The organism is Paenibacillus tyrphae (assembly GCF_000722545.1).
Lineage (GTDB): Bacteria > Bacillota > Bacilli > Paenibacillales > NBRC-103111 > Paenibacillus_G > Paenibacillus_G tyrfis.
The window spans coordinates 175,518-197,492 of sequence record NZ_JNVM01000004.1; the positions used below are offsets into that span (position 1 = coordinate 175,518).

The window sequence follows — 21,975 nt, forward strand, 5'->3', positions numbered from 1 at the left end:
AAAAAGGAGCGGTCCGATGGAATTTCAGCTTACCACCGACATTTTTGTGCAGCAGTTGATTAACGCTTTGATCGTAGGCTCCTTTTATGCCTTAATTGCGCTCGGTTATTCGATGGTATACGGCATCATCAAGCTGCTTAATTTTGCCCATGGCGATTTGTTCATGGTTGGCGCTTTCGTCGGCTACACGGTATTGGCCAAGCTTACCGGCACGGGGGAAAGTTTGCTGGGGATGGGATTGGCTTTTGTCATCGCGATGATCATCACCGGATTTTTGGGGATGGGAATCGAGCGGATCGCCTACAGGCCGCTGCTGAAGGCTCCCCGTTTGTCGATATTGATTACTGCGGTAGGCATGTCGCTGGTGCTTGAAAATACGATTATGGCAGCTTATGGCGCCAAGCCGTATATTATGCCCGTGACGCTGCCGACGACCGGGTTCTCGCTGCTCGGCGCCAAAATTACGTATGCCCAGATCGGAATCATCGCCGTCTCGGCATTATTAATGTTCGCTTTGCAGCTGTTCGTCCACCGGACGATTTACGGCAAGGCGATGCGGGCGATTGCGATCGATCCGACGGCCAGCAGTCTGGTCGGTATCAACGTGACGAAAGTGATTTCGTTGACGTTCTTCGTCGGCTCTTTTCTGGCCGCCGCCGCCGGCATGATGAATGCGAGCTATTACGGCAGCCTTACGTTTACGATGGGCTTTATTTTTGGCATGAAGGCCTTTACGGCCGCCGTCATCGGCGGAATCGGCAGCATTCGCGGGGCGATGCTCGGCGGCTTGACGCTGGGCGTGCTGGAGACGATCGGCACGTATCAATTCGGCGGCGAATGGAAGGATGTTTTTGCGTTCTTCATTCTCATCGCCTTGCTAGTGGTCAAACCGACGGGCATTTTAGGCCAAAAAGTGACGGAGAGGATGTAGCCTATGGAAAATGCGACGAAGCAAACCGTTGTTTTAAACCGCCCAAAAATGAATGCCAAATCTTCGGCGCTCGCGGCGCTGATGGTGCTGGCCGCGTTTTTCCCTTTCTTCGCCGGGCCTTATTGGCTGGATGTCGGCTTTCTTGCCGTGTTCTATATCGTTCTGGGGCTTGGACTGAATGTCGTTGTCGGCTACGCCGGGCTGCTCGACCTCGGGTATTCCGCGTTTTTCGCGGTCGGCGCTTATACGACGGGCATTTTCATGACGCAGTTTCAAATGAACTTTTTCCTGGCTCTTGTGCTTAGCGGAATATTCGCCGCCGTGGCCGGCCTCATTATTGGGGCGCCGACCCTCCGGCTGCGCAGCGACTATCTGGCGATCGTCACATTGGGTTTCGGCGAAATTGTCAAAATATCGGCCAAAAATCTCGAATTTACCGGCGGAGCGTCCGGCATTTACGGCATCCTGAGCCCGTTTCCCACTCCAACGACCTTCATGGGCGTTACGATCAACAACCTGACGTATTGCTATTGGGCGATACTGATTTTAGCGGTCGTTACGATCGTGGCTTCCAAGCGGCTCGGGCAATCGAGAATCGGGCGCTCCTGGGCTTACATCCGGGAGGATGAGGATGCGGCGGAAGCGATGGGCATTAACCGGGTCCGCAGCAAGCTGGCCGCTTATTCGGTGGGAGCTTTTTTCGGTGGCTTGGCCGGTGCGGTGTTTGCGGTCAAAATGACGGCGATCGCGCCCGAAAGCTTCAACTTCATGCAGTCGGTCATGATTTTGCTGGCCGTGGTCTTGGGCGGTCTGGGCCGGATTTCCGGCGTCGTGATCGGCGCGATCATCGTCATTGTACTTCCCGAGTCGCTTCGGGATCTGAATAAGCTCATTCATTTGGATGTCGATATCGAACGCTACCGCTTCCTTGTTTTCGGGGTCGCGCTGGTGATCCTGATGATTTTCCGCCCGCAAGGGCTCGTTCCTGAGAGCCGGGGGAAAGAATAAGCAATCCGAGGTGATCTAAATGGCGAACATGCGAATCTCCAATCTGCATCTCCAATTCGGCGGATTGACGGCCGTGAACAACTTGAGCTTTTACATTCCGGACAATGCCGTGATGAGCGTCATCGGGCCGAACGGGGCCGGGAAAACATCCTTGTTTAATATGATTACGGGCTTTTACCGGCCGACACGCGGCGAAATTTTATTCGACGGTGTGAATATCGTCGGGAAGAAGCCGAGCCGGATTACGTCGATGGGCATGGCCCGCACCTTTCAGAACCTGCGCGTATTTCCGAACCTGACCGTGCTGGAGAACGTGATGGCCGGTATGCACTCCAGAACGAAGCAAGGGCTGCTGGGAGCGCTGCTGCGCACACCCGGTCACCGCAAGGAGGAAGCCTGGATTCGGCAGGTGGCGGAGGAGTGCATTCGTTTTGTCGGGATTGAAACGTACACCGACAGGTTGGCCAAGAACCTGCCTTATGGCGCCCAGCGCTATCTGGAAATTGCGCGCGCCTTGGCGATCCAGCCGAAAATTCTTTTTCTGGACGAGCCGGCGGCGGGCTTCAATTTCAGTGAAAAGCGGGATTTGATCGGTCTGATCGGTCGAATTCGCGAGACTTACCGCATTCCCGTCGTCCTGATCGAGCACGATATGGGACTGATCAATAAAGTGTCCGATCACATTATGGTGCTGAATTACGGGCAAAAGCTAGCGGAAGGCACGCCGCTGGACGTGCTGAACGATCCCCGGGTGATCGAAGCGTATCTGGGCAAAGAAGAGGAGGATGAGGCAGGATGAGCACCCTTCTCGAAGTGAAGCGCATGGAAACCTTTTACGGCAAAATTCAGTCGGTCCGCGGTGTCGATTTTACGGTGAAGCAAGGTGAAATCGTCGCGCTGCTCGGGGCCAACGGCGCCGGCAAAAGCACGATTCTGAAAACGATATCCGGGCTGATCCGTCCGGCTCAAGGCAGCATCGCGCTTATGGGCGAAGACCTGACGAAAAAAGAGCCTCATACGATCGTGGAAATGGGCGTCGTGCACGTGCCGGAGGGGCGGAGGGTGTTCGGAGGCCTCGCGGTGACGGAAAACCTGGAGCTTGGCTTTTTCATCAAGAAGAGGGACAAGGCGAAGCTGGCGCAAAATCTGGACATGGTCTTTCAAATGTTTCCCCGGCTGGCCGAGCGCCGCAAGCAAATGGCGGGAACGTTAAGCGGCGGGGAGCAGCAGATGCTGGCCACCGGCCGGGCACTCATGTCGGAGCCCAAGCTGCTGATGCTGGACGAGCCTTCCATGGGGCTTGCCCCGATCGTCGTCATCGATATTATGAAGATCATCAAACAGATCAATCAACAGCGGGGCACGACGATTTTGCTGGTTGAGCAGAACGCGAAGGCGGCGCTCAAATTGGCGCATCGCGGCTACGTGCTGGAAACGGGCTCCATTACGATGGAAGACAGCGCCGGCAACCTGCTTGCGGACGATAACGTGGTCAAGGCTTACCTCGGGGTTCATTGACGGCTCGTATCATGGCCGCATTGCTGTTATTTGTGTTTAATGTGTTCAATCATTATACACTTACGGAGTATATGCCAACGGACTGGGGCATTTTCGTGCTGCTGGCGCTGATCCCTGCCGTGATGGGGCAGATGCTGTTCATAGCCTATGTAAACGCGACGACGGTGTCCATGGCGGTCATCGGGGAACCGGTATTGGCGATCATTTTGGCTTATCTGTTATTAAACGAACAGCCTACCTGGCTTCAGGCGGCCGGGGGGCTTTTAACCATGCTTGGCGTAGGGATTTATTTTCGAATCAAGCCCAAAAGTGTTCAAAAATAGACAAGTTAATTAAAATAAACAAAATTATTGTAAAATATGTGTACAATTTCGTCTTTTGATTGTATAGTGTAAATACAGACAACGCTTTCATACGGCAACAATGGATGGTTTTAGAAGGAGGATTCGGTGTCCATGGAAGTGCTCATGCGGAATATGTTTCAAGCGATAGGAAAGAACCGCTCCGCGAATCAATTGGCGAAAAGATACGGATTGCGCTTCGGCGCGGCTCGCTTCGTAGCAGGTGAAACGATCGGGCATTCGATCGAAGTGGTTCGCAAGCTGAATCAGTCCGGCCGGGTCGTCACGTTGGACCATTTGGGCGAATTTATTTCCACCGAGGCCGAGGCCATGGAATCGACCGAAATGTGTCTGCGCACGTTAGATGCGATCGCGGAATCGGGCGTTCAATCCAATCTTTCTCTAAAGATGACTTCGCTTGGACTGGATATCGACAAAGAGCTGTGCATGAGCAATATGCGCAGAATTTTGGACAGAGCCAAGGAATATGGTAATTTCGTGCGCATCGATATGGAGGATTACGCCCACTGCCAAGTGTCGCTCGATATTTACCGCGAGCTTCGTCAGACCTACGACAATGTCGGCATCGTCATTCAGGCGTACTTGTTCCGCACGGAGCAGGATATTAAGGATTTGAACGAGCTGCGGGCCAATCTGCGCCTGGTGAAGGGAGCCTATAAGGAGTCTCCGAAGGTAGCCTTCCCGGAAAAGAAAGACGTTGATGAAAATTACAAGAAGATCATCAAGATGCACCTGCTGAACGGAAACTATACGGCGGTTGCCAGCCATGACGAGAACATGATCACGTTTACCAAGCAGCTGGTCAAAGAGCACGGCATCCCGAACGACCGCTTCGAGTTCCAGATGCTCTACGGTATTTGCGAGGAGCTGCAAAACCGGCTGGTTGCCGAAGGCTACAAGGTGCGCGTCTACGTTCCGTACGGCATCGATTGGTTCGGTTACTTCATGCGGCGGCTGGCGGAACGTCCGGCGAATGTATGGTTTGTGCTGAAAAATATGTTTAAATAATCCATTGATATTATTGAGAGGGGACTAATCGATGAATACGTTGACCAATGTTAAGCCTTTTGTAAATGAGCCGTTTACGGATTTCAGCAAGGAAGAGAACAAGCAGGCGATGGAAGCGGCAATCGCCAAGATCAAGGCCGAGCTTGGCCGGGAATACCCGCTGCATATCGGCAGCAAAAAAGTGATGACTGAAGCGCGCATCGTATCAATAAACCCGGGGGACAAGGATGAAGTGATTGGCCACGTCAGCAAAGCCGACCAGGCTTTGGCCGAAGAGGCGATGCAGACTGCTTTGCAGGCGTTCGAATCGTGGAAACGAGTACCGGCTGCGGAGCGCGCGGACTATTTGTTCAAAGCGGCCGAGCTGATGCGTCAGCGCAAGCATGAGTTTTCCGCGCTCATGATTCTGGAATCCGGCAAAAACTACGCTGAGGCCGATGCCGATACTGCGGAAGCGATCGATTTCATCGAGTTTTATGCCCGGGAAATGCTGCGCCTGAGCCGCACAAACGAAAACCAGCCTTTGACGAAAATCGCGGGCGAGACGAATAACCTGACGTACATTCCGCTTGGCGTCGGCGTCGTGATTCCTCCGTGGAACTTCCCGCTGGCGATTTGTGTAGGCATGACGACGGCCGCCGTCGTATCCGGCAACACCGTTCTGCTCAAGCCAGCGTCCACGACGCCGATCATCGCTCATAAATTCGTGGCGTTGATGGAAGAAGTGGGACTGCCTGCCGGCGTCATTAACTATATTCCGGGCAGCGGCGCGGAAGTCGGCGATTACTTGACGACGCATCCGAAAACGCGCTTCGTCAGCTTCACCGGCTCCAAGGAAATCGGACTGCGCATCAACCGTTTGGCGGCGGAGACGGCTCCAGGCCAAATCTGGATCAAGCGCGTCGTTGCGGAAATGGGTGGAAAAGACGGAATTGTAGTTGACGAAACGGCCGATCTTCAAGCGGCGGCCCAAGCGATTGTCGCTTCGGCTTTCGGCTTCCAAGGCCAGAAATGCTCGGCCGGCTCGCGCGCGTTTATCGTCGAGTCCGTGTACGACGAAGTGGTCGAGAAGGTTGCCGAATTGACGAAAGCCCTGCAAGTCGGGCTGCCGGAAACGAATGCCCCGGTAGGACCGGTTATCGATCAAGGCTCCTACGATAAAATTTTGAATTACATCGAGATCGGTAAAACGGAAGGCAAGCTGCTTGCTGGCGGCGGCAAGGCGGAAGGCAACGGCTATTATATCGAGCCGACGGTATTTGCCGACGTGGACGGCAAAGCGCGGATCATGCAAGAGGAGATTTTCGGGCCGGTGCTCGCCATCGGCAAAGCGAAGGACTGGAAAGAAGCGATTGCGCTGTATAACGATACCGAATTCGGTTTGACGGGCGCATTCTTCTCCTCGGACGAAGACCGGATCGAGGAAGCGCTGGAAACGATGCACTGCGGCAATCTGTACATCAACCGCAAGTGTACTGGTGCCTTGGTCGGCGCACATCCGTTCGGCGGGTTCAACATGTCCGGCACGGACTCCAAAGCGGGCGGCTACGATTATTTGCTGCTGTTTACGCAAGCCAAATTAACCTCCCGTAAAAACTGATCGCCTGCCGACGAACGTACGTGCAGGTTGTGAGACAAACGAAGCCCGGTACCGATTTAAGGTGCCGGGTTTCGCTTGTTGAGAAAGTGGTCAAACGGGATTATAGAGGTAACGAAGGGGCGGGGTATCCACTTCCGACCACTCTTGTCTTCGGGAAATTTGATTGGAGGCCGCCTAGTAGCGGACATTTCCCGCAGACAAAGGCGGCCGCTATCGCTTCTCCAGTGGATACCCCACCTCCGTATACTTCTCTATTTTTGTAAAAGCCCACTTTTTCAACACTGTGAGCCAAGTACCTTTTTAGGTGCCGGGCATTTTTTTATTAAATGACGTGGCCACCGCTCGTAAGCCAGGGAAAAAAGCAATCAGGCCGCCGTGATGTCGGCAGCCTATATCGCTATCTCTCTCTTACCTGGAGCCGGCCCTTGACGGGTCTTTGTGTTGGCGGATGCCCCAGAGGGTAAACAAAATTCCGACCACCGTCACCAGAGCGGCGGCGTATGGAACGGCGCGAAGCCCTCCGCCAAGCTGCATGTCGATGACCACGCCCCCCAGATAAGCGCCGAAGGCGTTGCCGAGGTTAAAGGCTGCGATGTTCAGCGTAGACGCCAGAGTAGGTGCCTCTTTAGCCGTATTCAGCATATGAAGCTGCAGCCCCGGCACAGTCCCGAATGCGGCTACGCCAAAAACAAATATCGTGATCAACGTCAAGATCTTAACATGATCCGTCAGCCCTAACAGGACGAGAACGACTGCGAGCAGGACGAGAATCCCGGTGAGCGAGGGCAGCAGGTTCCGGTCCGCCAATTTTCCTCCATAAATATTGCCTATCGTAATCCCGAGGCCGAACAAAACAAGAATGTAAGATACAGAGCCTGGCGAAAATCCAGTGATGTCCACCAAAATAGGCGTAATGTAAGTGAAGGCTGTAAACACGCCTCCAAAGCCAAACACCGTCATCAGCAGCGCAACATGAACCGCAGGCCGGCGCAGCACGCCAAGCTCTTGCCCCAAGCTCGACGGGGCCGCTTTCACCCTGGGCACCAACAGAATGACGCCAAGCAGTGCCACGAAGCCGATCGCGGTAATGGCCCAGAACGGCGAGCGTCATCCGTACGCTTGACCCAGGAATGTCCCGATCGGGACACCCAGGATGTTCGCCAAGGTCAGCCCGGTAAACATGATGGCGATAGCGCCGGCGCGCTTTTCCTTGGGGACCAGCTCGGCTGCGACGACGGAACCGACCCCGAAAAAGGAGCCGTGCGTCAACGCAGCCACAATGCGGGCGACCATCAGCACCGCGTAATTCGGCGCAAGCGCGGCGAGCGCGTTCCCGGCGATAAAGATGGCCATGAGCAGCAGCAGAAGCGCTTTGCGCTGCATCTTGTGCGTAGCCATCGTAATAAACGGAGCGCCTAAGGCGACTCCAAGGGCGTAGCCGGTAATGAGCAGGCCGGCCGACGGAATCGAGACTTGAAGGTCCGCCGCCACCTCCGGCAGCAGCCCCATGATGACGAATTCCGTCATTCCGATGGCAAATGCACCCACCGTTAATGCGTATAAAGCTAGGGTCGAGCCTTTGCTCGACACCGCTCTTGATGGATTAGTTAAACTATGCGATCTCAAGAAAAGTCCCTCCCTACAAGTAAGGAAGGCGATTTTGCAGGTGTCCGCCTTCCTCCCGATTGAAATCGATAGTCTACATTTTAAATCCAAAGCAGGCATAAAACAAATTATGAAATTGCGCTTCATTCATAAATTTATTTATAGATCGCTTTCGCGGATAAGCTGCATCAGCTCCTGAATTTCAGGCAGATGCTTATGCTTCATATTATAGGCGAAAAACAGCTCGTTTTTTACGGACAAATCCCCATAGATCACTTTGGTTCGCTCGTTCATCGATTTTTCCAACAGGTAGGTAGGCATCATGCTTAAACCTTCGCCGATTTCGATCGCCTTTAAAATGATATGTAAATTAGGAATGACGTGGATCGGTTTAATCAGCGGCCGTTTTTTAAAATGCTCTCGCCAAAACCTTCGGATAATCGGCAGCTCCAAGCCGTAGCTGATCCATTTTTGGGCGGCAAGCCACTGTTCTCTCCGCTTCAGACTATCCGTTTCAGGCACTTCCAGCCGGGCAGGGGCGACAACGACAAAGTGTTCGTCGTACAGCTTCGCATACTCAATTCCCGGCGTCACATATTTTTTGGACGTAATGATTATATCCGTTTTATCTTCCTTCAGCAGCTCCAGCAATTGATCGGCCGTTCCGAAAGTGGAAATGGTGCACGTTTTGAGCTGAGGCAGCAGAGGAACGACTTTTTCCATATAAAACTCATGCGCCGACCCGATTCGGATCGTTCGAAGACTGGGCAGGGAAGCGGATTTGAACGCCATCGTCGTTTCCTCCAGCGATTCGATCAGAGGCGCCAGCTGCGAGTATAGCTGCTTTCCTCGTTCCGTCGGGATGATTTTTCTTGAAGTTCTTATAAATAAAGCTTCCCCGACCTCCGCTTCCAGAGAAGCCAAATGCTGACTCATGGCCGGCTGCGTCATCATGCGGGATTTCGCGGCTTCCGACACCGAGTTATGCTTGTAAATCGCAACAAAGCTTCGATACCATTCAAAATCGACCATAGTACAAGCTCCACCTGACTTTCGTCCTAAATTCCATACCTATCATTGTAACCAATATCAAGCAAAGGCGCGCTAGAAAAAAAGTTAACCATTCAAAAAAAATATCCGTACCGATCGTATTGCGTTCATTCGCTGAATACGAATAGTAGTAACATGCTTCACAAAGGAGAAAGACGATGATTACTTATGTCGTTCAGCGGGGGGATTCCCTCTATTCGATTGCCCAAAAGTTCGGGGTCACGGCAGACTCGCTGCTGAAAGAGAACAGGTTGACCTCGAACGCCATTTATGTGGGGCAGACGTTGGCCATGCCGATGTTCAGGCAAAGGACTTACACGGTACGGGCCGGCGATTCACTCTATTCGATTGCTCAAAGATTCGGGACGACGTATCAGGCGATCATGATTTTGAACGGATTGACTTCAACGGCTTTGCAGGTCGGACAAAGGCTGCATATTCCCGTCTATACGGAGGCCATTGTCAACGCGAACACGGCGAACGTCCGCAAGTATCCGGGAACGACATCGCCTCTCATTGACCAGATGGACCGGGGAGCCAGACTGCCGGTGACCGGAATCGAAGGCGATTGGGTGCAGGTGCGGCTGTACGACGGACGGATCGGCTGGGTGCTCCGGGACCTCGTCCGGATCGTTCCTCATGGCGGGGAACGCCCGGTGCAGCAGGTGCTGGGCTTTTACACGGAAAGGGAAGGACCGACGCTTCCCAGCTCGCACCAAGTGTTTGTGGAGCATACCGCGCAGCTGTCCGCCGTAGGCATGTTTCATTTTCGCATCAACCGGGCCCATCCGACGGAAATCGAGAAATTTCCGGCAACGTTCACCGACGTTTACATGCGGCAGGTCGTGGATTACGGACATCGCCATAATGTGAAAATGCTGCCGACGGTACATAATTTGTTGTACGAAAGAGGGCATCAGGAGGTCAACAAGGAAGTCATCCACGGGATGCTGGCCACACCGGATACGCGCAGGGCGTTCATCTCGAGCGTGATCGCGCTGATCCAGCGTTACAACTTCGACGGGGTCAACATTGACTTCGAGGATGTCCGTTACGACGACAGGGAGCGCCTTTCGGCCTTCTACCGGGAACTCGGCAAAGCTTTGCACGATCATGGGTATTTTTATTCCGTCGATACGCCTTCGCGCACCTCGGACGAACCGACGAACCCGTTCTCTGCGCCGTTCAACTATTCCATACTGGGCCAAGCGGTCAACGAGCTCGTGCTAATGCTTTATAACGAGCACGGCTGGCCGGGAAGCGGGCCGGGGCCCGTCGTCTCGATCGGCTGGATGGAAAGCGTGGTCAAATATGCGCTGACCAAAATGCCTGCCTCCAAAATTACGGCCGCCGTGTCGGTGTTCGGCTTCGATTTCAACTTGACGACGGGGCGCAACACGTATGCGACCTATTCCATGGCGATGAATTTAGCAAAAAAATACAACAAAGAAGTGATTTTCGACGCGAAAACGCAGACGCCGATGTTCGCTTATACGGATGAGTCCGGCAATAAGCACGAGGTTTGGTTTGAAAATGCGGCCAGCATCCGGTCGAAAATGCAGCTCGCCCATCGTCTGGGCATCCGGGGCATCGCTTTGTGGAGACTCGGTATGGAAGATCCCGGCATCTGGACGATGATGGAGAACGAATTCGTCATTCGCAAGAGCGTGACATAAACATATCGGAAGCCTAAGAACAAAACAAACCCGCCTTCGGGTCAGTCCGGACAGACTGAAGCAAAGGCGGGTTTTACCGTTCTCTGGGGAATCAGGACTTGGCGCGGCGTTGGCGCAGAAGCTCGACCAACTGTGCGGGCTCGTTCGTAATAATGCTGTCGACGCCGAGCTTCAGCATGCGGTTCATCGTCTTTATGTCGTTGACGGTCCAGACGAACACCTGCTTGCGATGCTGCGCGGCGAGACGCATAAACTCTTCGTCGACCAAAGGATAAGCGGCGCTGAGCACTTCGTAGTTACGGTCCGTAAACAGCGCTTCGCGATTTGCGGATTTTTGCCCTATGATCAAGCCGGTTCGAATGCTTGCATTGAGCTGCTTGACTTTGCGCAATAGCGCCGGATCGAACGAAGTTACCGTACAATCCGCCGTGAATTTGCGGCGCTCGATAATGTTGACGGTTTCCTCGGCCAGCCGCTTTTGATGGCCGTTATTTTTAAGCTCGATGTTGAGCTTGATTTTGCCTTGGGCGATCTCGATAATTTCTTCCAATGTCGGGACGCGTTCTTGGCGAAATTGCGGGTGAAACCAGTCGCCGGCGCTCGCCTGGCGCAGCTCGCCGTACGGGATTTCCCACATAGGCTTGTTGATTCCCGTCGTCCGTTTGGCGCTATCGTCGTGCATCAGCACGATTACCCCGTCAACCGTCTCTTGAACGTCAAGCTCGGCGTAACCCGCGCCGTCCTTGATCGCTTGGCGTATCGAGCTCGCCGTGTTCTCGGGCGCGGTGTGCGAGCTGCCGCGGTGCGCGGTAACGAGGCCGCTATTGTCTGCGCGCGTAGCAGGCGTCGAGCCTGTGGCGGTAAAGTTGACGGCGAATACAACGGCAAGCACCAGCATGAATTTTTGCATAAAGCAGCCTCCTGATGAAAATAAAGTGCTCGGACGGCGCGAAGCTCCGAATCGGGCATCGCCTAGCGCCCTCTATCATAGACGATCCGGATTCGACAAATTCCTCAGATCCGGGCAAAAAAAATTTTAGCAAATTTCGGTTAGATAAAAATTAGCTTGTCCCGGCGATTTGAACCGCATGCGCTAACGGTTTCTTAACAATTGCGGAAGGAAGGGGCGGGAGGAACAGAAAAAAGGGGCCGCCAGCGAACGAATTTATATCCGGTTGTGAGAGATGTAGAAATGCGATCATATGTTTGGTATAATGGGAAAGCTCTTGACCGGGCCGCGACAACACAGAATAACGAGGAGGATTTAAGAATGCTGCAAAAAACGCACAGCGTCGCCGGTTTGCTGGCCGCGGAAGGGGTGCTGCTGCACTTCCAAGTGCCGCTTCTGTCTTGGGAAACCGCCGCTGCGCTTCTGCTTGGCTGCTTGGCAGGGCCTTTGGCTGACATCGACAAACCGGGATCGACGATGGCCAAAGTATTTTTTCCGCTGTCCTTTGTGCTACGGCTCATAAACGTCCGGCACCGGACGCTGACGCACTCCGTCTTGTTCCTGTGCGGCATTGCCGCGCTGCTGCTGCCGCTTCCGGAACCGCTGTTCTGGAGCTTTCTGCTCGCTTACGCGTCCCACGCCTTCATCGATTTGTTCAACGAGCAGGGAGTCGAGCTGCTGTGGCCGATCAAGCTCAAATTCCGGCTGCTGCCGAAATTTATGGCGATCGAAACGGGTTCGTTCATGGAAACCGGATTCCGCTACATACTGACGCTGCTCTGCATTGCACTTCCGGTCCGTTACTATTGGGATACCGTCTCGGGGCTATTCTGAAATTGGGAGGGGAGATGTATCCATGAAACAAAACAAGTATGATGATGTGAATTTCTTTTCCGCCTATGAAAAAATGCAAAGGTCGGTCAACGGACTTGAAGCAGCGGGAGAGTGGCATGTATTAAAAGCGTTAATACCGGATTTGCGCAAAAAAAGTGTACTTGATTTGGGCTGCGGTTTTGGTTGGCATTGCCGATATTCCCGCGAGCAACAAGCAAGTTCGGTGATCGGTGTGGATATATCGGACAAAATGCTTCAAAAAGCTCGTGAAATGACGGACGACCCTTTGATATCGTATATCAAAATGCCTATTGAAGACATCGATTTTTCAGACGCTCAATTTGATGTGGTTATCAGCTCGTTAGCTTTCCACTATATTAAGTCGTTTGAAGCCATCTGCAAAAAGGTTTACGATTGTTTAAAACCTGGAGGAGTATTCATTTTCTCGGTTGAACATCCCATCTTTACTTCTCGAAACGAACAAGATTGGTATTACGACGACCAAGGGAATCGTCTGCATTGGGCAGTTGACGATTATCAATCGGAAGGTGTGCGTGAAACGACATTTTTAACGGAGAACGTAATAAAATATCATCGTACGTTTTCGACCTATATCAACGACTTAATTCATGCAGGTTTTATGATAAGAACAGTCAAGGAACCGATTCCTTCCGAAGAAATGTTAAAGCGTGAGCCAGACATGCAAGACGAGCTTCGAAGACCTATGTTTTTAATCATCTCAGCAGAAAAGCAGAAAAAATGAAGCGACTTTCTGAACAAGCTAAAGGGCCCTAAAAAGGGCCCTTGGCTTTTTCTGTCTAGAAATCAGTCGCCCCCACCGCCGCCGCAGCCGGAAGAACAGCTGGACGAAGAGGAGCAGCTTGAGGAGGATGAGCAGCTCGAGGACGAACAGCTTGAAGACGAGCAGCTTCCGGACGAGCAGCTGCCGGATGAGCCGCCGTCGTCGCTGTCGCTGTCGGACCAGATGCCGCTGCCGCAGCCGCTGGAGGCGCAGGAGGACGAATCTCCCGATTGCTGTCCTGCCTCGCGTTTGGCTTCCTCCTCGGTCAGCAGCTCTTGCATCTGTTCGTTGAAGCCGGTAAATTCCGTTATTGAGTAGAACAGCATGGCGCCGGCCAGATACGGCATTAAGGAAGGGCCGTGCGATTCGGAAGGCCGCTCCGCATAGGTCGGATTAACCGCAGCCTGCCGCAGCTGATCTTTCGCTTGCTCAATTAACCACCGGACCGTTTGCCCGATTTCAGAGAATTGGGCCGCCGCCTTCCGGTTGAACCACAGCTGCTCAAGCTCCTCCTCGCTCTCCGAGCTCAGACGGTCGATCCGCTGCCGATCGAGCGGATAGCGGAAAAAGCTGCCCCAGATTTGCCCCGTAAACGGCGTGGACGTAAACAAGTGGGCGTATACCCAATCGAACCAGGCGCGCCCGCCCGGGTCCGGCGTGCCGTCCGTATGCGGCGCATGGTGAATCGTCGCGCCGAGCAGCGTTTCCCCGAAACGCTGGTACTCCCGGGTAAACATCAGCATCTCGTGCCAGATGTCGTCGACCGCTTCACTGAACATCGGCACTTCTTTCAGTACGGCGGTCATCAAAAAGTATCGTTTCAGCTCCAGCAGCTTCCATTCGTATTCGGCCTCGCTCATGGATGGATATTTGCCGAGCACCCGCTTCCGCAGCCGGTCACCGTATTCCGCTTGCAGCGCTTGCTCCAGCCGGTCTGCAGCCGGCTTCAGTGGGACGCCGGGCTGAAGTCCGAGTCCGGACGGCAGCGGCTCGCTCCGGTAATCCGGTTTTGCCGGCGTTCGCGCAGGCAGCTTCGTCCTATGGACCGGCCCGGGCCGCCGCTGGTTCGTTCTTCCGGATTTGGAAGAAGAGGCAGCGATCAATACTACGATAACAACAAGGACTAGGATAAAGACAAAGGTCATATCGTACCTCCCAAGCGCGTGATGACCATATTATACCATAGCCGGCCCCTGAACTTCTCCTTCGGAGGTCCTGATTACGGAAGCTTCCTCCGCCGATAACTCTCCCGATTGCAGCTGGTACATTTGGTAATACCTCCCACCCAGCCGCATCAGCTCGTTGTGCGTCCCGCTTTCCTTAATTTCGCCCCGGTCGAGGACGAGGATCTGATCCGCGGCTTTGATGGTCGACAGCCGGTGCGCGATGATGAAGGTGGTCCGGCCTTTCTTCAGCACCTCCAGCGCCGCTTGAATAACGGCTTCCGTTTCCGTGTCGATGCTGGCGGTCGCTTCGTCCAGGATGAGAATCGCCGGGTCGAACGCCAGTGCCCGGGCGAACGAAACAAGCTGCCGCTGACCGGCGGAAAGCGTGCTGCCTTTCTCGATGACGGGCTCGTCGATACCTCCGGGCAGGGCGGCAAACATCTCGTACGCTCCGACATCGCGAAGCGCTCGCTCCACCTGCTCCCGTGTAATGGAAGGATCATCCAGACTGACATTCGAGGCGATCGTACCGGTGAACAGGAACGGGTCCTGCAGCACGATCCCCATATGCTGGCGGAGCAACTGCTGCGGAATGTCCCGGATATCCCGGCCGTCGATCAGAATTCGTCCTTCCCGGACCTCATAGAACCGGAACAGCAGGTTCAGGATCGAGCTTTTGCCGGAGCCGGTATGGCCTACGAGCGCCACAGTCTCGCCTGAGCGGGCGTGGAACGTAATGCTTTTGAGCACGTCCTCGCCGGGCTTGTAGGCGAACGAGACGTTCTCGAAGGCGACGTTTCCTTTGTAACGCTCCAGCTTGCCGTCGGCTACCTCGGTGCCTTTCTCGTCCAGCAGCTCGAACACGCGCTCCGCCGACACAAGGGCCGTTTCCAGGTTGCTGAGCTGGTTTACAATGCCGACGATCGGTTGGAACATCCGGTTCATGTAATCCACGAAGGCGTACAGCACTCCGACCGTGACGAGCGTACCGAGCCAGCCGCCGCCGAACATCCAGATGACGGTGAGAAAAATTACGTTCCGGACGACGCCCACCAGGTTGTGCGAGGTAATCGCATTTAAGCTGAGCAGCTTGTTTTGGAACGTAAAATGCTGCTCGTTGAGCTGCTCGAACTCTGCAAGCGTCTCCTTTTGCCGGCGGAACGCCCGGATGATCGGCATGCCTTGAATCGCTTCGTTGATCATCCCGTTGATGTCGCTGAGTCTGGACCGGATTGCATGATTGTATTTGGAAGCGAAACGGCGGTACACGACGATCCATACGTAGAGGATCGGCACCAGGGGCAGCGCGATCAGCGCCAGCCTCACGTCGAGAAAGAACAGCGCGCCGAGAATGGCCGCCATGTAGACGATACCGGAGAAAAAGTTCGCCAGCACGTTGACGTACAGCTCGCGGATCGATTCCGTATCGTTCGTAATGCGCGAGACGACTTTGCCCGCGGGCAGGTTGTCGAAATATTGGACGGGCAGCCGTCCGACTTGAGCGAACACGTCTTTGCGGATCGTCTGAATGATCCGGTTGGCGGACGTCTGCAGCAGGTATTTCTCCCCGTAAGCGAACAGGGCGCTCAGCACGATCAAGCCGAAATAACAGGCCGCCAGCACGACGAGCCGTCCGAATTCCGGTTCGTAAAAGGCGTAGAGCTGCGGTGTCGTCAGCTCCCGCACCGGATAGACGGCCTGCCTGCCGTCGCTGGCCACTGTCAGTTCGTTCCCTTGCACGCTGCGCTGACCGTCGAAGCGGAGCGGGCCGTCGACGAAATAGTAGCTGCGTCCAATCTGCAGCACGCGGACCTCGCGTCCCTTCGTTTCGCCTTCCACCCAGCGGTCTTGTCGTTTGTACGTTTTGCCGTCGTAGACGACGGTGTCTTTGCCTCCTGCGTCGGCTTCATACCAGGGATATTCCACGCCGAGAATATGGCGGTCGATCATTTGTCTGGCGACAAGCGGTCCGGCCAGCTCCGCGCAGACGGCTGCGGTCAGCAGGACGAGCGCAATAAGGATCGGCCGCTTGAATAACGCCGCATAGCGGTATAACCGGATACCGGTTTGTTTCATGAGGAATCACCTTCGTTTCCGCTGTGCGGACGGATCGCTGTTTCTGTGCGTTTCCGTCCGCTAGGCTTATTTTGAACGGGGATCTACACCCCGATGTTCGCTTCGAGCTGCTGGCGGTCGTACTGCTCTTTGTACCAGCCTCCGGCCTGAAGCAGCTGTTCGTGGGTGCCTTCTTCCGCGATCCGGCCTTCGTCCAGTACGACGATCCAATCGGCATGCTGGACGGCGGACAGCCGGTGGGTGACGATCAGGGTCGTCTTGCCTGCGCGTTCCCGGCGAATGCCCGTGATGATTTCCGCCTCCGTCTTGGCGTCGACAGCGGACAGCGCATCGTCGAGCATGAGAATTTCCGGATCGACGATCAAGGCGCGGGCGATGGACACGCGCTGCTTCTGACCGCCGGATAAGGCCACGCCCTTTTCACCGACCATCGTCTCCAGACCTTCGGGCAGGAAGTGCACGTCCTTGGCGAACGAGGCCAGCTCCAGCGCCCGCTGCACTTCCGTTTCGTCCGCATGGCTGCGGCCGAACGCCACATTTTCGCGGATCGACCGCGAGAACAAGATCGGCTGCTGCGGCACATAGCCGATCCAGCCTTGGAGCGTATCGGGATCGATCCAATCCGCGGGCACGCCGGACAGCCGGACCGCTCCCTGGCCGGAAGGGTATTCGCGCAGAAGCTGCTTGAGCAGCGTTGTTTTGCCGCTTCCCGTCCGGCCTACGATTCCGAGCGTCTGACCGCGTTCCAGCTTGAACGAGATATCGACGAGATTATCGATCGGCGAAGAAGGATAGCGGAACGTCACGCGGTCGAACACGATGCTTTTCGGCACGTCGACCGGGACCGGATTCGCCGGGCTTTCCACATCCGGCTCGTAGGCGAGCGTTTCGTTGACCCGATCCAGCGAAGCGTTGCCCCGCTGCATGAGGTTAATGAGCTCGCCGATCGCGAACATCGGCCAAATCAGCATGCCGAGGAACACGTTGAACGAAACCAGCTCGCCGAGTGTAATTTCGTTATGGAACACCAGATAAGCGCCGTAGCATAACCCGATCAAATAGCTGATGCCGACCAAAATTTTCACCGTCGGATCGAACAGCGCATCGACGCGGGCGACAGCGATGTTTTTGCGGAATACGTCGTCTGAAGTACGGTGGAACCGTTCCTCGCTGGCCTTCTCCTGCACGAACGCGCGGATGACCCGAACGCCGCCGATCGTCTCCAGCACCTGGTCGTTCAATTGACCAAACGCGTCCTGCGCGCTCGTGAAGCGCTCGTGGATCCGCTTGCCGAAACTGCCCATCAGCAGCGCCATAATCGGCAGGGGCAGCAGGGAAGCGAGCGTCAGCTTCCAACTGATAAACGCCGCCATCATCGTCAAGATCGTCAACATGTACAGGCTGGAGTCGATCAGGGTCAATATCCCGAAGCCTGCGGTCGCCGAGACGGCATGCAGATCGTTCGTCGCCCGGGCCATCAAATCGCCCGTCCGGTTTCGTTCGTAGAAGGTCGGCGTCATTTTGGCGAAGTGGCGCATCAGACGCGAGCGGAGCAGCCGCTCCAGCACAAAGGCGCCGCCGAACAGCTGATACATCCAGACGTAAGTGATGGCGTAACACAACAGAGCCGCTGCGGCCCAAAAACCAAGCACCTGATAAAACTGAGCGTCGGTCAGCGTCCCTTGATGAATGCCGTCGATCGAATAGCCGATCAGCTTCGGGGGAATGACCTCCAGAATTCCGGCGATTAGCAGCAACAGGACCGCGGAACTGTATCGCTTCCAATGCATGGCGAAAAACCAGCGCAGCTTTTTCAATACGATAAACATGCGAGTGTACTCCTTTCCGGTCCTCTAAAAAATGGTTATGCGGCAGCGCCTGGAAAACGACGCCAAAAAAGGCATACCGCTCGTAAGCGATATGCCTTAGCGCATCCCTATCCAAGGATGCTTATCTGTTCGCAACAAACACCATAAGCGGGTTCTAACTGCTGCGGACCGATAAAAAAGGCGCACGATTACGAGGGTGCGTAACCATGCGCCGCGTGTACGGAAGAAATTCGCGGAACGGCGAACGAGCCGTTACGATTCCAGCGCGGAGTGGCTGCACCGAACAATCCGGTTGTATTGAAGATGTGCGCGAAACTTTCGGTCTCTGGCGAGCAGCATCATTTGGCAGCCATCCTTTCTTTGGAAATAATCTACAAATGTCACTGTACCATTGGGCGGCTCGTACTGTCAACGGGAAAAAACGATTATAATCAATCGGGCCGAAGGGATCAAAAAAAGACAGGATAGAGTCCGAGTTGAGACTTGAGATTCCGGCCGTCCTGAATTACATTGGGAATAAGAAGTGAATTCCACACTTTGTAAAAAAAGGATGGTGCGACGATGCCGCTGCTGGATATGCCGCTGGACCAACTGAAAACGTACCAAGGATGCAATCCGCGTCCCAACGATCTGGACGAATACTGGGAAGCGGCGCTGCAGGAAATGCGGGCGACCGATCCTCAGGTCGAGCTAGTACCGTCGGAGTTCACGACGCCGTTCGCGGAATGCTTCGACTTGTATTTTACCGGCGTCCGGGGCGCGCGGATTCACGCTAAATATGTGCGCCCGACCCGAACCGACGGTCCGCATCCGGCCCTGCTCCAATTCCACGGCTATACGGGAAATTCCGGCGATTGGCAGGATAAGCTGCAGTATGCGGCGCTGGGCTACTCCGTTGCGGCCATGGACGCGCGCGGCCAAGGCGGCTTGTCGGAGGATACGGGCGGGGTGAAGGGAACGACGCATCACGGCCATTTTATCCGCGGTCTGGACGGCGAGCCGGACAATTTGCTGTTCCGCCATATTTTCCTGGATACGGCGCAGCTGGCTTCCATTGTGATGAGCTTTCCGGAGGTGGATGAGAACCGGGTAGGGGCGTCGGGCTGGTCCCAGGGCGGCGCCTTGACGATGGCCTGCGCGGCGCTGGAGCCGCGGATTCGTAAGGCTGCGCCGGTATATCCGTTCCTGAGCGACTACAAGCGGGTATGGGAGATGGATTTAGCCAAAGACGCCTATGCCGAGCTGCGCACGTATTTCCGCCATTTTGATCCGCAGCATAAACGGGAAGAGGAGATTTTTACCAAGCTCGGCTACATCGATATCCAGCATTTGGCGCACCGCATTCGGGCGGAGCTGCTGATCGGCATCGGGCTGATGGACCCGATTTGCCCGCCTTCCACACAGTTTGCCGCGATCAACAAAGTCACGTCGCCGGTGCAGCTGGAAATTTACCCGGACTTCGGACACGAAGGGCTTCCGGGAATGCAGGACAAGATTTATCAATTTATGAAAAGCCTATAACAGCAAAAGAAGAGCGTCCGGCCCATCGCCGGGCGCTTTTTGCCGTTTACGCTCAGGAAGAAGCTGCGCCCGTTTTGCGGACGGCGAGACGGCCGCCTACGGCGATTCCGCCCAGATACAAGACGGCGCTTACGCCGAACAGCAGCGGAATGCTTTCTCCGACAAAAAGGAGCGATCCGAGCATCGGGCCTGCCGCCATGCCCAGATAGCGGACAAAATTGTAGACGCCGACGGCGGTCGCGCGGTCATCGGGGAACATTTCCGTAAGGAGCGTGGCCGGCATCGACATGGTAAGTCCCATCGTCAGGCCGAACAGGCAGAACACGGCAGTCAGCACGGGCAGCGACAGCCCGGCCGTGAAAGCGAACAGCAGCACGGTCGCGGCATTGGCCGCGCAGCCCCATAAATAGCCGCTCTCTCCGGGGAACCGGCTTTGGACCCATCCTCCAGCCTTGACTCCAATCATAGAGCAGAGCGCCATGAGCAGCATCAGCGTTCCCGTCTGCGCCGGCTCGTAGCCGTAGCGGTGATGGGCGATGATCGGAATGTAAACGAGAAAGACGAAGTAGACCAAAAACTGCACGAACCCGACAGTCAGCAGGGCAGCCGCCCGGGGATGGCGGGCCAGACGGACAAACGAGCTCCAACCGACGCTTTTACGCACGGCTGTTGCTTTCGGCCGGGTTTCAGGGAGCAGGAAAGCGTTGGCTGCAAGCAGGATCAGCGATATGGCGCCCAGCAGCAAAAACGCGCTTCCATAGCCGTAACGGCCGCCGATCAGTCCGCCGACCCACGGGCCGACGGCCGGAGACAATCCGAGCATCAGCTGGTAAGTTGCCATCCCTTGGGCCCGCTCCTTTCCTTCGAACACATCGCCGATTACGGCTGCCGCCACGACCGGAACGGCCGCCGCACCGATGCCCTGAAGCAGACGGAAGACGAGCAGCGCATCAACCGAGGCGGCGTAGGCGCAGCCAAGTGAGGCCAGCGTATAGACGCCGATGGCCGGGAGCAGGACGATTTTGCGGCCCTTACGGTCCGACAGCGGACCGAAGACAAGCTGCATGACCGCGAGCGCTACGGTAAATACGGTGACGGTCAGGTTGACCATCGCCTGCGTCGTGTGCAGCTTTTCCTGAACCTCCACCAGCAGCGGAGAGTACAAATTTTGCGCCAAAGACGCCACAAAGGCGCTGAAGCCGATCAAATACAAGATGATGCGGGATTTCATGAGATCACTCCTTTTTACTTTTGACTGACTCCCAGTCAATTAAGTACATTACGCATTATAGTTGATTGACCGATCGTCAGTCAATAAGTAAAATGAAATTATGGAGATTACCCTAAAACGAGAAGCGTGCATTTCTCTCAATTAGCAAAGGAGTGCGACTTATGGCCAGAATAACGAAGGACCCTGAAGTGCGCAGGAACGAGCTGTTGGACGCGGCCGTGCAATTGTTCGGCGATAAAGGCGTCGAGCGGACGTCCGTCAGCGACATCGTCAAACAGGTGGGGGTCGCTCAAGGGACGTTTTATTACTATTTCAAAACGAAGGACGACGTCATCCTCGCCCTGATCGAGCGTTCGCTGTCAGAGCAAATGGAATATGTGAATTCGGTTGCCGGGCAGCCCGGGGTGGCTGCGGACCGGAAGCTGGTGGCGGCGCTGCTCGAGCGTCCGGCCGTCCTGCCGAATTACCGGGATTTTTTGCAGGTGCTGCACCACGAGAGCAACGCTATGATCCATCAGCGGTTCGTGTCCGGGAAAATTTCCGCGATGGTGCTGCCGATCGCACATATCCTTGAGCAGGGCGTAAAGGAAGGCGTGTTTCAGGTCGAGCATCCGGCGGAAACGGCCGAATTCATGCTCACGGCGATTTTGTTCATGTTCGACCCGGGCTTTTTTGACCGGACCGAGGAGGAGATCCGCGCCAAAGCCGGCACGATCGTCGGCATCATGGGGAAGCTGCTCGGTGCGGAACTCCCGCCGCCGGATCAGACAAGAAGCTTGTTTGCACTTTAAGCCGCGCGGATTGTTCGT

18 protein-coding genes and 1 pseudogene are annotated in these 21,975 nt (G+C 55.2%); 12 read left to right on the plus strand and 7 right to left on the minus strand.

Translation table 11 applies throughout. The features are described from left to right. Window positions 1-16: 16 nt before the first annotated feature. The 7 genes from ET33_RS04215 to pruA all read left to right on the plus strand — a co-directional run bounded on the left by ET33_RS04215 (window position 17) and on the right by pruA (window position 6,427). Window positions 17-931 (plus strand): branched-chain amino acid ABC transporter permease, encoded by a 915-nt coding sequence (locus ET33_RS04215; protein WP_036676922.1) that lies wholly within the window; start codon window positions 17-19, stop codon window positions 929-931. 3 nt (window positions 932-934) lie between these two features. Then, window positions 935-1,939, plus strand: coding sequence for a branched-chain amino acid ABC transporter permease (locus tag ET33_RS04220; RefSeq protein ID WP_051775102.1), 1,005 nt, complete (start codon window positions 935-937; stop codon window positions 1,937-1,939). A gap of 19 nt (window positions 1,940-1,958) precedes the next feature. Then, window positions 1,959-2,738, plus strand: coding sequence for an ABC transporter ATP-binding protein (locus tag ET33_RS04225; RefSeq protein ID WP_036676926.1), 780 nt, complete (start codon window positions 1,959-1,961; stop codon window positions 2,736-2,738). Beyond that, the gene (locus tag ET33_RS04230; protein WP_036676931.1) at window positions 2,735-3,457 is read left to right on the plus strand and encodes an ABC transporter ATP-binding protein; all 723 of its coding nucleotides are present in this window, start codon (window positions 2,735-2,737) and stop codon (window positions 3,455-3,457) included. The genes ET33_RS04225 and ET33_RS04230 overlap by 4 nt, the downstream gene beginning before the upstream one ends. An 11-nt stretch (window positions 3,458-3,468) precedes the next feature. Next, the gene (locus tag ET33_RS04235) at window positions 3,469-3,780 is read left to right on the plus strand and encodes an EamA family transporter (protein WP_051775103.1); all 312 of its coding nucleotides are present in this window, start codon (window positions 3,469-3,471) and stop codon (window positions 3,778-3,780) included. A gap of 132 nt (window positions 3,781-3,912) precedes the next feature. Further along, the gene (locus tag ET33_RS04240; protein WP_036676935.1) at window positions 3,913-4,827 is read left to right on the plus strand and encodes a proline dehydrogenase family protein; all 915 of its coding nucleotides are present in this window, start codon (window positions 3,913-3,915) and stop codon (window positions 4,825-4,827) included. Between the two features lie 31 nt (window positions 4,828-4,858). Continuing rightward, window positions 4,859-6,427 carry an L-glutamate gamma-semialdehyde dehydrogenase gene (gene pruA, locus ET33_RS04245; protein WP_036676938.1) on the plus strand — a complete coding sequence of 523 codons (1,569 nt, stop codon included), beginning with the start codon at window positions 4,859-4,861 and terminating at the stop codon, window positions 6,425-6,427. A gap of 408 nt (window positions 6,428-6,835) precedes the next feature. Here pruA and ET33_RS04250 read toward each other — a convergent pair. Both ET33_RS04250 and ET33_RS04255 read right to left on the minus strand, forming a co-directional pair. Next, window positions 6,836-8,053 (minus strand): annotated as a pseudogene (locus ET33_RS04250) (MFS transporter). A 138-nt stretch (window positions 8,054-8,191) separates the two neighbouring features. Then, the gene (locus ET33_RS04255) at window positions 8,192-9,064 is read right to left on the minus strand and encodes a LysR family transcriptional regulator (protein ID WP_036676941.1); all 873 of its coding nucleotides are present in this window, start codon (window positions 9,062-9,064) and stop codon (window positions 8,192-8,194) included. Between the two features lie 176 nt (window positions 9,065-9,240). Here ET33_RS04255 and ET33_RS04260 point away from each other — a divergent pair, with 176 nt between their 5' ends. Beyond that, window positions 9,241-10,758, plus strand: a complete 1,518-nt coding sequence (locus ET33_RS04260) for a LysM peptidoglycan-binding domain-containing protein (RefSeq protein WP_152570588.1) — start codon at window positions 9,241-9,243, stop codon at window positions 10,756-10,758. Between the two features lie 91 nt (window positions 10,759-10,849). Here ET33_RS04260 and ET33_RS04265 read toward each other — a convergent pair whose 3' ends face one another. Next, on the minus strand, window positions 10,850-11,668 hold the full coding sequence (locus tag ET33_RS04265; RefSeq protein WP_036676944.1) for a glycerophosphodiester phosphodiesterase: 819 nt from the start codon (window positions 11,666-11,668) through the stop codon (window positions 10,850-10,852). Between the two features lie 360 nt (window positions 11,669-12,028). Between ET33_RS04265 and ET33_RS04270 the strand changes: the two genes are divergently transcribed. Together ET33_RS04270 and ET33_RS04275 are read left to right on the plus strand one after the other, a co-directional pair. Next, entirely contained in the window at window positions 12,029-12,541 is a 513-nt protein-coding gene (locus tag ET33_RS04270) for a metal-dependent hydrolase (RefSeq protein WP_036676947.1), read from the plus strand. A gap of 22 nt (window positions 12,542-12,563) precedes the next feature. Beyond that, complete coding sequence (locus tag ET33_RS04275) at window positions 12,564-13,304, plus strand: class I SAM-dependent methyltransferase (protein WP_036676950.1); 741 nt, start codon at window positions 12,564-12,566, stop codon at window positions 13,302-13,304. Between the two features lie 62 nt (window positions 13,305-13,366). On the opposite strand, the gene ET33_RS39150 is transcribed toward ET33_RS04275, so the two are convergent. From ET33_RS39150 to ET33_RS04290, 3 genes are all read right to left on the minus strand, one after another. After that, on the minus strand, window positions 13,367-14,488 hold the full coding sequence (locus ET33_RS39150; RefSeq protein WP_036676953.1) for a glycine-rich domain-containing protein: 1,122 nt from the start codon (window positions 14,486-14,488) through the stop codon (window positions 13,367-13,369). Window positions 14,489-14,518: 30 nt separating this feature from the next. After that, window positions 14,519-16,585: an ABC transporter ATP-binding protein gene (locus ET33_RS04285; RefSeq protein ID WP_036676958.1), complete on the minus strand. Its 2,067-nt coding sequence runs from the start codon at window positions 16,583-16,585 to the stop codon at window positions 14,519-14,521. A gap of 83 nt (window positions 16,586-16,668) precedes the next feature. Next, window positions 16,669-18,414, minus strand: a complete 1,746-nt coding sequence (locus tag ET33_RS04290; protein ID WP_036676961.1) for an ABC transporter ATP-binding protein — start codon at window positions 18,412-18,414, stop codon at window positions 16,669-16,671. A 561-nt stretch (window positions 18,415-18,975) separates the two neighbouring features. Here ET33_RS04290 and ET33_RS04295 point away from each other — a divergent pair. Then, a complete protein-coding gene (locus ET33_RS04295; protein ID WP_036676964.1) occupies window positions 18,976-19,935 on the plus strand; it encodes an acetylxylan esterase in 960 nt (319 codons plus the stop codon). Between the two features lie 52 nt (window positions 19,936-19,987). Here the strand turns inward: ET33_RS04295 and ET33_RS04300 are convergent, their stop codons facing one another. Next, on the minus strand, window positions 19,988-21,166 hold the full coding sequence (locus ET33_RS04300) for an MFS transporter (protein WP_036676966.1): 1,179 nt from the start codon (window positions 21,164-21,166) through the stop codon (window positions 19,988-19,990). Between the two features lie 161 nt (window positions 21,167-21,327). On the opposite strand from ET33_RS04300, the gene ET33_RS04305 reads away from it, so the two are divergent. Beyond that, window positions 21,328-21,957 carry a TetR/AcrR family transcriptional regulator gene (locus tag ET33_RS04305; protein ID WP_036677742.1) on the plus strand — a complete coding sequence of 210 codons (630 nt, stop codon included), beginning with the start codon at window positions 21,328-21,330 and terminating at the stop codon, window positions 21,955-21,957. The last annotated feature ends 18 nt before the right edge of the window (window positions 21,958-21,975 follow it).